The sequence below is a fragment of the Streptomyces sp. NPDC000594 genome (assembly GCF_040299965.1).
GTDB lineage: Bacteria > Actinomycetota > Actinomycetes > Streptomycetales > Streptomycetaceae > Streptomyces.
Genome location: NZ_JBEPCY010000002.1, coordinates 490,014 through 502,456, shown reverse-complemented (window position 1 = coordinate 502,456; position 12,443 = coordinate 490,014). Strand labels below are relative to the sequence as shown.

The window sequence follows — 12,443 nt, the reverse complement described above, 5'->3', positions numbered from 1 at the left end:
GGTTCCCGAACATGTGCGGAACATACGAAAAAGGACCCCGAAGGGGCCCTGTTCCGATCGCTCCCCCGGCTGGACTCGAACCAGCAACCCTCCGGTTAACAGCCGAATGCTCTGCCAATTGAGCTACAGGGGATCGCGCTCCCCCGACTGGACTCGAACCAGTAACCTGCCGGTTAACAGCCGGCTGCTCTGCCAATTGAGCTACAGGGGATTGTCTCGCGTGCACCGAACGTACCTCCCGGGATGGTCCCGGAGGGCGCTTGTTCGCTGCGACACATACATTAGCGCAAGCAGGGGGGTGCTCCGCCAATCGGTACGGTCCCCGGATGATCACGGGCCGTCCGGGGTAGGCGGGCGAGCACCTGCGGACGCAAGCGAAGGGTGGCAGTGCCATGCGCTACAGGCTCACGTTCGTCGCCGGACTCGCGGTGGGGTACGTCCTCGGTACCCGCGCCGGACGCGAACGGTACGAGCAGCTGAGGAAGAGCGTCCGGGAGTTCTCGCAGAACCCCGCGGTGCGCAACGCGGCCGAGTCCGCCGCGCTGGGGGGCCGGCAGTTCGCCGGGAAGGCCTTCCACGCGGTGAGCGACACCGTGGGCGACCGGATCCCCGAGTCCGTGGCCGGGAGGGTGCGCGCGCTGCGGGAGCGGACCTCCGGGGCCGAGGACGACTGGGGAACCAGCAACACCTGAACACCGCCGGGCCCGCGGTGGGGCAGAATGCCCCTCCATGGGGATAGTCGCCGGCTTGGACAGTTCATCTGCGTTCACCCAGATCGTCGTCTGTGACTCGGACACGGGTGCGGTGCTGCGGCAGGGCTATGCCCCGCACCCCGTGGACCCGAAGGCCGTCGAGGTCGATCCACAGGCCTGGCTGCTCTCCCTGGGCGAGGCCGCCGGCGGCGGGCTCCTCGAAGGGGTCCAGGCCATCGGGGTCTCCGCCCAGCAGAACGGGCTGGTCCCGCTCGACCAGCAGGGCGGTCTCGTCCGGCCCGCGATCCTCGGCAACGACAAACGCGCCCAGGTCGCCGCCGCCGATCTGATCGAGGCACTGGGCGGCCGGGAGGCCTGGGCCCACGCCGTCGGCTCGGTGCCGCAGGCCACCCACCCGGTGGCCAAGCTGCGCTGGCTGGCCCGTACCGAACCGCAGTCCGCCCAGCGGATCGCCTCGGTGCTCCAGCCGCACGACTGGCTGGTCTGGCAGCTCCTGGGGCGGCCCCAGCGCCGGACCACCGACCGGGGCAGCGCCTCCGCCACCGGCTACTGGTCCGCCGCCACCGGCTCCTACCGCCACGACCTGGTCGAGCTGGCCCTCGGCCACCCGTGCGCCCTGCCGGACGTCCTGGGCCCCGCCGAGGCCGCCGGCACCACCCCCGAGGGGCTGCTGATCTCGGCCGGCACCGGCGAGACCATGGCCGCCGCGCTGGGCCTCGGGGTACGCCCCGGGGACGCCGTGATCTCGCTGGGCGCCTCCGGCTCCGTGATGGCCGTCCACCACGAGGCCCTGGCCGACGCCAGCGGGCTGATCACCTCGTACGCCGACGCCGCCGGACTGCATCTGCCGGTGGTCCACACCCTCAACGCGGTACGGGTGCTGCGCGGCACCGCCGAGATGCTGGGCCTCGACGACCTCGACGCCCTCTCGGAGCTGGCGACCCAGTCCACCCCGGGCGCCTCCGGACTGGTGCTGCTGCCCTATCTGGAGGGCGAGCGCACCCCCCGGCTGCCGCACACCGCGGGCACCCTCAGCGGGCTGCGCCGGGAGTCGATGAAGCCGGAGCACCTGGCCCGCGCCGCCGTCGAGGGGATGCTCTGCTCCCTCGCGGACGCGCTGGATGTGATGCGCGCACGGGGCGTGGAGGTCCGCCGGGTCTTCCTGCTCGGCGCGAGTGCCGCGCTCCCCGCCGTGCAGAACTGCGCCCCGGGGATCTTCGGCGCCCATGTCGTGGTCCCGCAGCCCGCCGACTACGCGGCGATGGGCGCCGCCCGGCAGGCGGCCTGGACCCTCGGGGTGGCCCAGGGAACCCTCTCCCCCACCGCCCCGCCGGTGTGGCCCGAGGCGGCGCTCCATGTGCTGGAGCCCGGGGACGACCCGGCGGTGGGCCGGGCGGTGCGCCAGCAGTACACGGCCACCCGGGAGCAGCTGCATCCGGGGGCGTTCGGCATGGCGTTCGGCATCTGAGCGACCGCCCGGCGGACCGGGCGGCGCACACACGGTCTTGACCGGGGCTTGTAACAAACCCATGGGTTCACGGCACCGGGTGCAGCAAGATGGGGTGTCCCCGAAACCACACCCCCTCCTTCGCCGAGCCCGAGAGACAGCGTGCTGATACAACTGCTGCGGACGCATCTGACTCCGTACAAACAACCCATAGCCCTGCTGGTGGTCCTGCAACTGCTCCAGACCAGCGCCACCCTCTATCTGCCGAACCTCAACGCCGACATCATCGACGACGGTGTGGTCCGGGGCGATACGGGGGAGATCATCAGACTCGGCGGGGTGATGATCGCCATCAGCCTGGTCCAGGTGGTGTGCAACATCGGCGCCATCCACTACGGCGCCCGGACCGCCGCGGCACTCGGCCGGGATGTCCGGGCCGCCGTCTTCGACCGGGTGCAGAGCTTCTCCGCCCGCGAGGTGGGGCACTTCGGGGCCCCCTCGCTGATCACCCGGACCACCAATGATGTGCTCCAGGTCCAGATGCTGGTGCTGATGGCGTTCACCCTGATGGTCTCCGCCCCGATCATGTGCGTCGGCGGCATCGTGATGGCCCTGGGCCAGGATGTGCGGCTCTCCGCCGTCCTGCTGGCCGTCGTCCCGGTACTCGGCATCGCGGTGTCGGTGCTGGTGGTGAAGATGCGCCCGCTCTTCCGCTCCATGCAGGAGCGGCTGGACACGGTGAACCGGGTGCTGCGGGAGCAGATCACCGGCAACCGCGTCATCCGCGCCTTCGTCCGCGACCGCTATGAGCAGGAGCGTTTCCGGGGCGCCAACACCGATCTGACCGAGGTGGCCCTCGGCACCGGGCGGCTGACCGCGCTGATGCTCCCCACGGTGCTCACGGTGGTCAACATCTCCTCGGTGGCCGTGGTCTGGTTCGGTGCCCACCGGGTGGACAGCGGGGCGCTGGAGATCGGTCAGCTGACCGCCTTCCTCGCCTATCTGATGCAGATCGTGATGGCCGTGATGATGGCCACCTTCATGTTCATGATGCTGCCGCGCGCCGAGGTGTGCGCCGAGCGGATCCAGGAGGTGCTCTCCACCTCCTCCAGCGTGGTGCCGCCCACCGCGCCGGTGCGGGAGCTGTCCCGCCACGGCCATCTGGAGATCCGCGCGGTCTCCTTCAGCTATCCGGGCGCCGAGGAGTCGGTGCTGCGCGGGGTCTCCCTGCTGGCCCGCCCCGGGGAGACCACCGCGATCATCGGCTCCACCGGCAGCGGCAAGTCCACCCTGCTCGGGCTGGTGCCCCGGCTCTTCGACGCCACCGCCGGCGAGGTGCTGGTGGACGGGGTCGGGGTCCGCGAACTCGATCCCGGGCTGCTGGCGCGGACGGTGGGACTCGTACCGCAGAAGCCGTATCTGTTCTCCGGGACGGTGGCGACCAATCTGCGGTACGGGCGGCCGGACGCCGACGACGACGAGCTGTGGGCGGCGCTGGAGGTGGCCCAGGCGGCGGAGTTCGTCCGCGCCCTGGAGGGCGGGCTGAACGCGCCGATCGCCCAGGGCGGCACCAATGTCTCCGGCGGTCAGCGCCAGCGGCTCGCCATCGCGCGGACCCTGGTGCAGCGGCCGGAGATCTATCTCTTCGACGACTCGTTCTCGGCGCTCGACTACGCCACGGACGCCGCCCTGCGCTCCGCGCTGACGGCCGAGACCGCCGAGGCGACCGTGGTGATCGTCGCCCAGCGGGTCTCCACCATCCGCGAGGCGGACCGGATCGTGGTCCTGGACGAGGGCCGGGTCGTGGGTACGGGCACCCACCGGGAACTGATGGCCGGGAACGAGACCTACCGCGAGATCGTGCTCTCGCAGCTGACGGAGGCTGAGGCCGCATGAGCGGGCCGCGCATGATGATGGGCGGCTCCGCCGAGCGGTCCATGGACTTCAAGGGCTCGGGGAAACGGCTGCTGCGGCAGTTCGCCCCGGACCGGACGCTGCTGTGGGTGATGTTCACGACAGCCGTACTGAGCGTCGGCTTCTCGGTCACCGGACCGATGGTGCTGGGCTGGGCCACCGACCGGGTCTTCGCCGGGGTCGTCGGCCGGGAGCTGCCCGAGGGCACCACCAAGGAGCAGACCGTCGAGGGGCTGCGCGCCGAGGGCGACGGCGGTCTCGCCGACATGCTCTCCGGGGTGGACTTCGTCCCCGGGCGGGGCATCGACTTCGGCGCGGTCGGCGAGGTGCTGCTGGTGGCGCTGGCGCTCTTCGTGGTCTCCGGGCTGCTGACGCTGGTGGCCTCGCGCCTCTCCATCAAGGTGATCAACCGCAGCATGCACCGGATGCGCGAGGAGGTGCAGGCCAAGCTCTCCCGGCTGCCGCTCTCCTACTTCGACCGGGCCAAGCGGGGTGAGGTGCTGAGCCGGGTCACCAATGACATCGACAACATCGCGCAGACCCTCCAGCAGACCCTGGGCCAGATGGTCAACTCCCTGCTGACCATCGTGGGCGTGCTGGGGATGATGTTCTGGATCTCCCCGCTGCTGGCGCTGGTCGCGCTGGTGACGGTGCCGCTGGCGGTCTATGTGGCGGCCCGGGTGGGCAAGCGCTCCCAGCCCCACTTCGTCCAGCAGTGGCAGTCCACGGGCCGGCTCAACGCCCATGTGGAGGAGATGTACACCGGCCACTCCCTGGTGAAGGTCTTCGGACGGCAGCGGGAGTCGGCCGAGGAGTTCGCCGAGCAGAACGACGCGCTCTACCGGGCCGGGTTCAAGGCGCAGTTCCACAGCGGGGTCATGCAGCCGCTGATGTTCTTCATCTCCAATCTGAACTATGTCCTGGTCGCGGTCGTCGGCGGGCTCCGGGTGGCCTCGGGGTCGCTGTCGATCGGCGAGGTGCAGGCGTTCATCCAGTACTCCCGGCAGTTCTCCATGCCCCTGACCCAGGTCGCGTCGATGGCGAATCTGGTGCAGTCCGGCGTGGCCTCGGCCGAGCGGGTCTTCGAGCTGCTGGACGCCGACGAGCAGGAGCCGGACGCCACCCCGGTGGAGCGCCCCGGGCGGGCAGCCGGACAGGTCTCCCTGGAGAAGGTCTCCTTCCGGTACGAGGCGGACAAGCCGCTGATCGAGGATCTGTCGCTACGGGTGGAGCCCGGTCAGACGGTCGCGATCGTGGGCCCGACCGGCGCGGGCAAGACCACGCTGGTCAATCTGCTGATGCGGTTCTACGAGGTCACCGGCGGCCGGATCGCCCTGGACGGGGTGGATGTCACCGAACTCTCCCGGGACGGGCTGCGCTCCTCCATCGGCATGGTCCTCCAGGACACCTGGCTCTTCGGCGGCACCATCGCGGACAACATCGCCTATGGCGCGGCCCAGGGCCGTACGGTGACCCGGGCGGAGGTCGAGGAGGCGGCGCGCGCCGCCCACGCGGACCGGTTCATCCGGACCCTGCCGGACGGGTACGACACGGTGATCTCCGACGACGGCGGCGACGGCACCGGGGTCAGCGCGGGCGAGAAGCAGCTGATCACCATCGCCCGTGCGTTCCTCTCCGACCCGGTGATCCTGGTCCTGGACGAGGCGACCAGCTCGGTCGACACCCGTACGGAGGTACTGATCCAGAAGGCGATGGCGCGGCTGGCCCACGGCCGGACCAGCTTTGTGATCGCGCACCGGCTCTCCACCATCCGGGACGCCGATGTGATCCTGGTGATGGAGAACGGCGCCATCGTGGAACAGGGCGGCCATGACGAGCTGCTGGCCGCCGAGGGGGCGTACGCCAGGCTGTACTCGGCGCAGTTCGCGGACGCGGTGGCGGAGGTCGACTGAGCGGGTCGTCCCGGCCGTCGCAGTCCTGGTCGGTCCGGCTGGTCGGCCCGGTGCGGCTCGGCCGGCCCAGTGCGGCTCAGTCGGCTCAGTCGGCTCAGTCGAGATAGCCGCGGAGCTGGTCGGCGAAGGCGTGGTCGCGCAGCTTGTTGAGGGTCTTGGACTCGATCTGGCGGATCCGTTCGCGGGTGACGCCGAAGATCCGTCCTATCTCCTCCAGGGTGCGCGGCCTGCCGTCTACCAGCCCGTACCGCAACTGCACCACCTTGCGCTCCCGTTCGCCCAGGGTGGAGAGCACGGCCTCCAGATGCTCCCGCAGCAGCAGGAAGGCGGCGGACTCCACCGGCGAGGCGGCGTCCCCGTCCTCGATCAGATCGCCGAGGGCGACATCGTCCTCCTCCCCCACCGGGGCATGGAGCGAGACCGGCTCCTGGGCGAGCCGCAGGACCTCGCTGACCCGCTCGGGGGCGAGGTCGAGCTGGGCGGCGACCTCCTCGGGGGTGGGTTCGCTGCCCTGCTCCTGGAGCATGCGGCGCTGCACCCGGACCACCCGGTTGATCAGCTCCACCACATGGACCGGGACCCGGATGGTGCGCGCCTGGTCCGCCAGGGCCCGGGACATGGCCTGCCGGATCCACCAGGTGGCATAGGTGGAGAACTTGTAGCCGCGGGTGTAGTCGAACTTCTCGACCGCGCGGATCAGCCCGAGGTTGCCCTCCTGGACCAGGTCGAGCATGGTCAGTCCGCGGCCGACATAGCGCTTGGCGACGGAGACCACGAGCCGCAGATTGGCCTCGATGAGCCGGCGCTTGGCCATCCGGCCCATGACGACGAGCCGGTCGAGGTCGACGGCGAGCCGGGAGCTGTTGAGGTCGGGGGTGGAGGCGAGCTTCTCCTCCGCGAAGAGCCCGGCCTCGACCCGGCGGGCGAGTTCGACCTCCTCGGCCGCGGTGAGCAGCGGGATCCTGCCGATCTCGCGCAGATACTGGCGGAAGAGATCGGAGGACGGGCTGCCGCTGCCGCTGCCGCCCCGCGCGGTCCGGGAGGGCCCGGACCTCGGGGCCCTCTCCTCCCGCTCCGGGAGGGCGCCGGAGGGGCCCTCGGGGTGGTGGGCGGGTGGCCCCTGCGCCGGTACGGTCGCGATCGGCTCGGGCGGGGCCGAACGTTCAGCCAGGGTCTCGGTCAGGCTCCGGGTCTGCACGGGGGCGACCTCCAGGGTGATCGCTGCCGGTTGGGGGGCGTGCGGCAGCGGGACGGGGCGACCGGGCCGCCGTCGTCCCGTACCCGATGAAAGGATCCACGGGTGGGATGGCCCACCGGGGTGGACCGACCGCGCTCCGAGGCCCAGGCACCTTCCCCAGTGTGGGGTACGACACACAGCCGCCACGAGGGGCGTGCGGCGACTTTTTGAGTCCTGGCTGTGACCCGGTGGTTACCCCCTGGCCCATTCCGGGGTGCGGGGGGCGGGAGGGGCGGTATGCCCGGAGCCACCCGGGGCGGTACGCCGGGAGCCGCCCGGGACGTATGCCCGGAGCCTGCTGCGGCGGTACGCCCGGAGCCCCCGGGATCAGAGGGCCGCGGCGCCGTGGGCGCGGAGGGACTGGGCGTACTGCTGGAGCACCCACAGCTCGTTCTGCACGGCGGAGAGGCGCTCGGGGTCGGCGTGCTGGCCCAGCCGGGCCAGTGAGCCCTGGACCTCGGCGATCCGCCGGTCGACGGCGCGCAGCCGGACCTGGACGAGCTGGGTCCCGGCGTACACCTCGTCGACGGTGCGGCAGTGGATCGCCTCCACCGCCAGCTCGGTGACGAGCGCCCGGACGGTGTCGTCGGGGGCGGTGTCCCGGACCCGGGCGAGATAGCCGGGGCCGTCGGTCAGCCCCTGCTCGGCGCCGCCCGCCTCGGCGACGGTCTGCCGCACCGCCGCGTAGGGCGGGGCGGTGAACTCGTCCACGCCATAGGCGTCGAAGGCCGGAGAGACCAGCTCGGGGCGCTGGAGGGCGAGCTTCAGCAGCTCGCGCTCGGTGCGGTGGGCGGGGCTGCGCAGATGGAGCGCGGGGCCGGAGACCGCCGGGGCGGTGGGGGCGGCCGCTCCGCGCGGCCCGCGCTGCCGCTCGCCGGGGCCGGGCGCGGGGCCCCGGCCGCCCCGGTCCCGGGCCCAGCGGGCCTGCTGGCCGACCCGCTTGACCACGAACTGCTCGTCCAGAATGCCGACCATCCCGGCGAGCTGGACGGCGGACTGGTGCTGGACGGCCATGTTCTTGATCTTGGCGACCAGAGGGGCCGCCTCGTCCAGGGCGGCGGCCCGGCCCGCCGGATTCTCCAGGTTGTGCCGTCGGACGATGTGCCGCATCGCGAACTCGAAGAGCGGGGTCCGCGACTCCACCAGCCCCTGTACGGCGGCATCGCCCTCGGCCAGCCGCAGGTCGCAGGGGTCCATCCCGCCGGGGGTGATCGCGATGGAGGTCTCGGCGGCGAACTTCTGGTCGTCCTCGAAGGCGCGCAGCGCGGCCTTCTGCCCGGCGGCGTCACCGTCGAAGGTGAAGATCACCTCGGCGGACGCATGGTCCATCAGCAGCCGCCGGAGGATCTTGATGTGGTCGCCGCCGAAGGCGGTGCCACAGGTGGCGATGGCGGTGGTGACCCCGGCGAGATGGCAGGCCATCACATCGGTGTAGCCCTCGACCACGACGGCGCTGCTGGTGCGGGCGATCTCCTTCTTGGCGAGATCGATCCCGTACAGCACCTGGGACTTCTTGTAGATGGCGGTCTCGGGGGTGTTGAGGTACTTGGGGCCGTTGTCGCTCTCGTGGAGCTTGCGGGCGCCGAAGCCGACGACATCGCCGGAGATATCGCGGATCGGCCACATCAGCCGTCCCCGGAAGCGGTCGATGGGGCCCCGGCGGCCCTCCTGGGAGAGCCCGGAGAGGGTCAGCTCCTTGTCGCTGAAGCCCTTGCCGCGCAGATAGCGGGTGAGGTGGTCCCAGCCCTGGGGGCTGTAGCCGACACCGAAGTGCTGGGCGGCGGCCTGGTCGAAGCCCCGGTCGGCGAGGAAGGCGCGGCCGGTGGCGGCGTCGGGCGCGGTCTCCAGCTGCTCGATGTAGTACTGGGCGGCGATCTTGTGGGCCTCCACCAGCCGGATGCGCTCACCGCGCTGATGGCTGGGGTTGTAGCCGCCCTCCTCGTACCGCAGGGTGATGCCGGCGCCCGCCGCGAGCCGCTCGACCGCCTCGGAGAAGGTGAGGTGGTCGATCTTCATCACGAAGGCGATGGTGTCCCCGCCCTCCTGGCAGCCGAAGCAGTGGAAGAAACCCTTGCTCGGGCTGACCTGGAAGGAGGGGGACTTCTCGTCGTGGAAGGGGCAGAGGCCCTTCAGATTGCCGCCGCCCGCGTTCCGCAGCTGGAGGTACTCGGACACAACGGCGTCGATCGGGACCGCGTCCCGTACCGCCTTGATGTCGTCATCGTTGATCCTGCCGGCCACGGGTGAAGTCTACGGCGGGCCACGGACATCACCGGCCGCCCGGCCGCCCGGCCGGGCCCGCGCGGGCGGGAGACCCGATCGGGCCGGGGCGGGCGGGACGCACCGGATCAGCCGGTGTCGCCGGGGGCCAGCGAGGTCAGCGGTACGGAGGGGTCGGCGAGGGCCTCCGGGTCCACGGCGGCGCCGGAACGGATCAGGGCCTGGATCGGGGCGGTGACATCCCACACATTCACATTCATCCCGGCGAGCACTCGCCCCTCCGCCAGCCAGAAGGCGATGAACTCGCGCTTTCCGACGTCCCCGCGCAGCACCACCTGGTCGTACGAACCGGCCGGCGCCCACCCCGAGTACTCCAGGCCCAGGTCGTACTGGTCGGAGAAGAAGTAGGGCACCCGGTCGTAGGTCACCTCCCGGCCGAGCATGGCGCGGGCGGCGGCCGGGCCGCCATTGAGGGCGTTGGCCCAGTGCTCGACCCGCAGCCGGGCGCCGAGCAGCGGATGGTGGGCGGCGGCCACGTCCCCGGCCGCGTAGATGTCGGGGTCGGAGGTGCGCAGGGAGGCGTCGACGGCGATGCCGCCGCCATGGGCCCGGTCGGCGAGGGCGAGCCCCGCCGCCTCGGCGAGGGCGGTGCGGGGCGCGGCGCCGATGGCGGCGAGGACATCGTGGGCGAGGTGTTCCTCGCCGTCGTCGGTGCGCACCCCGAGGACCATGCCGTCCTGGCCGGTGATCTCGGTGAGCCGGGCGCCGAAGTGGAAGCGGACGCCGTGCTCCGTGTGGAGGTCGGCGAAGATCTGGCCGAGTTCGGGGCCGATCACCTGGTGGAGCGGGGTGGGCTCCGGCTCGACGATCGTCACCTCGGCGCCATAGGTGCGGGCCGCCGCCGCGACCTCCAGGCCGATCCAGCCGGCTCCGGCGATGACCAGCCGCCCGTTGTCCCGGCCGAGGGCGGCGAGGACCTGGCGCAGCCGTTCGGCGTGGGCGAGCCGGCGCAGATGGTGGACCCCGGCGAGGCTGGTGCCGGGGATGTCGAGCCGGCGCGGCTCGGCCCCGGTGGCCAGCAGCAGCTTGTCGTAGTGGAGGACGGTGCCGTCGCCGAGGTGGACGGTGCGGCCCGCCCGGTCGATGGCGACGACGGTCTGTCCGAGGTGGAGTTCCACATCGGCCTGGGCGTACCAGGCGGCCTCGTGGACGAAGACGCTGTCGCGTTCCTCCTTGCCCTGGAGATACCCCTTGGACAGGGGTGGACGCTCGTAGGGGTGGTCGCGTTCGTCACCGATGAGGATCACCCGTCCGGTGAAGCCCTCGGTGCGCAGGGTCTCGGCGGCCTTGGCCCCGGCGAGTCCTCCGCCGACGATGACGAAGGTCCGATGTCCGTCGACCACGTGATGCCTCCTCGTTCTGGCTGCTGCGCTGATCGCTTCTGTGCGAGCGTCCCGCACCGGGCGGGATGGCGGAAGAGGGAGTGGTCCGGCGTGTCTCATGGGCGCCCCCGGTGGGAGCACCCCGGTGGCCAGCTCCGGAGCACCCGGGTGTTCGGCCGGGGAGCGCCCCGGGAGCCGAGCACGCGGGGCGCCCCGGTGGTCAGCGCCCGGTGAGGCGGGCGTGCAGGGCGAGGGCGGCGGCGTCGGTGAGGGAGGCGATCTGGTCGACGATCACCCGGAACCGGGCGGCGTCGTCGCCGGCCGCCATGAAGAGGTCGTTGAACTGGGGTTCCAGCCCGTCGGGTGCGTCCATGGCGAGCGCTTCGGCCAGCTCGGAGAGGACGATCCGCTGGTCGGCGCGGAGCGCCTCCTGGTCGGCGCGGCGCATGACATAGAGATGGGCGACCGCCTTGAGGACGGCGCACTCCTGGCGGGCCTCCTCGGGGACGACCAGTTCGGCGGCGTACCGGGTGAGCCGTCCGGTGCCGTACGCCCGGCGGGTGGCGGTCTCGGCGGCGAGGCAGAACCGTCCGATGAGCTGGCTGGTGGCGTCCTTGAGCCGGGCCTGGGCGAGGGCGGAGCCGTCGTACCCGTGCGGCCACCACTCCTGGGCGAGGAGCCGGTCGACGGCCTCGGACAGCTCCCCGGGGTCGGTGTCGGAGGGGAGATAGCGGCCGATGGCGACCTCGGCGATGGCGGCCCGCTCGGCGTCGGCGGTGAGCAGCCGGGGGTCGATGTGTCCGGCGTGCAGTCCGTCCTCCAGGTCGTGGACGGAGTAGGCGACGTCGTCGGACCAGTCCATGACCTGGGCCTCGAAGCAGGTGCGCTGGTCAGGGGCGCCTTCGCGGACCCAGGCGAAGACGGGCAGGTCGTCCTCGTACACCCCGAATTTGGGTGACGCGGGGTCGGCAGGGCGGCCGCCGCGCGGCCAGGGGTACTTGGTGGCGGCGTCGAGGGCGGCGCGGGTGAGGTTGAGGCCGACGCTGGCCACCCCGCCGCCGGGGGTGGGGAGGAAGCGCTTGGGTTCGATCCGGGTGAGCAGTCGCAGCGACTGGGCGTTGCCCTCGAAGCCGCCGATGGGGCGGGCGATCTCATTGAGCACCGCCTCGCCGTTGTGGCCGAACGGGGGGTGGCCCATGTCGTGGGAGAGACAGGCGGCCTCGACGAGGTCCGGGTCGCAGCCGAGGGCGGCGCCCAGCTCCCGGCCGACCTGGGCGCACTCCAGGGAGTGGGTGAGCCGGGTACGGGGGCTGGCGTCCCAGGCGTCGTGGCGGGTGCCGGGGGTGACGACCTGGGTCTTGCCCGCGAGGCGGCGCAGCGCGGAGGAGTGGAGCACCCGGGCGCGGTCGCGCTGGAAGGCGGTCCGGCCGGGGCGTTTGTCGGGCTCGGGGGCCCAGCGGGCGGTGTCGGCCGGGTGGTATCCGTGGCTGGGGTCGCCGGGGCTCCCGGGGGTGTGCTCGCCGGTGGAGTGGGGGTGACCCATGTCATGGGTGGTGCCAGTGGTGCCTGCCATGGTCCGACCGTAACCGCACCGGCCGACAATCGGACCGGTCCCTG

Annotated in this window: 8 protein-coding genes and 2 tRNA genes; 4 read left to right on the top strand and 6 right to left on the bottom strand. The window is 71.9% G+C overall.

The genetic code is table 11. From position 1 onward, the window contains the following. Window positions 1-60: 60 nt before the first annotated feature. A tRNA-Asn gene (locus tag ABT354_RS04865) sits at window positions 61-133 on the bottom strand. Between the two features lie 5 nt (window positions 134-138). Then, window positions 139-211 (bottom strand) — tRNA-Asn (locus ABT354_RS04860). A gap of 181 nt (window positions 212-392) precedes the next feature. On the opposite strand from ABT354_RS04860, the gene ABT354_RS04855 reads away from it, so the two are divergent. From ABT354_RS04855 to ABT354_RS04840, 4 genes are all read left to right on the top strand, one after another. Further along, window positions 393-692, top strand: coding sequence for a YtxH domain-containing protein (locus ABT354_RS04855; protein ID WP_351489035.1), 300 nt, complete (start codon window positions 393-395; stop codon window positions 690-692). 37 nt (window positions 693-729) lie between these two features. After that, window positions 730-2,181 (top strand): FGGY family carbohydrate kinase, encoded by a 1,452-nt coding sequence (locus ABT354_RS04850; protein ID WP_351489032.1) that lies wholly within the window; start codon window positions 730-732, stop codon window positions 2,179-2,181. 141 nt (window positions 2,182-2,322) lie between these two features. Next, on the top strand, window positions 2,323-4,056 hold the full coding sequence (locus ABT354_RS04845) for an ABC transporter ATP-binding protein (protein WP_351489030.1): 1,734 nt from the start codon (window positions 2,323-2,325) through the stop codon (window positions 4,054-4,056). Continuing rightward, window positions 4,053-5,987, top strand: coding sequence for an ABC transporter ATP-binding protein (locus tag ABT354_RS04840; protein WP_351489027.1), 1,935 nt, complete (start codon window positions 4,053-4,055; stop codon window positions 5,985-5,987). Before ABT354_RS04845 ends, ABT354_RS04840 begins: the two co-directional genes overlap by 4 nt. Before the next feature lie 94 nt (window positions 5,988-6,081). Here ABT354_RS04840 and ABT354_RS04835 read toward each other — a convergent pair whose 3' ends face one another. The 4 genes from ABT354_RS04835 to ABT354_RS04820 form a co-directional block, all read right to left on the bottom strand. After that, window positions 6,082-7,185 carry an RNA polymerase sigma factor gene (locus ABT354_RS04835; RefSeq protein WP_502983319.1) on the bottom strand — a complete coding sequence of 368 codons (1,104 nt, stop codon included), beginning with the start codon at window positions 7,183-7,185 and terminating at the stop codon, window positions 6,082-6,084. Window positions 7,186-7,551: 366 nt separating this feature from the next. Then, window positions 7,552-9,465: a DNA primase gene (gene dnaG, locus ABT354_RS04830; protein ID WP_351489025.1), complete on the bottom strand. Its 1,914-nt coding sequence runs from the start codon at window positions 9,463-9,465 to the stop codon at window positions 7,552-7,554. Between the two features lie 107 nt (window positions 9,466-9,572). Then, window positions 9,573-10,847 carry an NAD(P)/FAD-dependent oxidoreductase gene (locus ABT354_RS04825; RefSeq protein WP_351489022.1) on the bottom strand — a complete coding sequence of 425 codons (1,275 nt, stop codon included), beginning with the start codon at window positions 10,845-10,847 and terminating at the stop codon, window positions 9,573-9,575. 199 nt (window positions 10,848-11,046) lie between these two features. Continuing rightward, window positions 11,047-12,399, bottom strand: a complete 1,353-nt coding sequence (locus ABT354_RS04820) for a deoxyguanosinetriphosphate triphosphohydrolase (protein ID WP_502983318.1) — start codon at window positions 12,397-12,399, stop codon at window positions 11,047-11,049. Window positions 12,400-12,443: the final 44 nt, after the last annotated feature.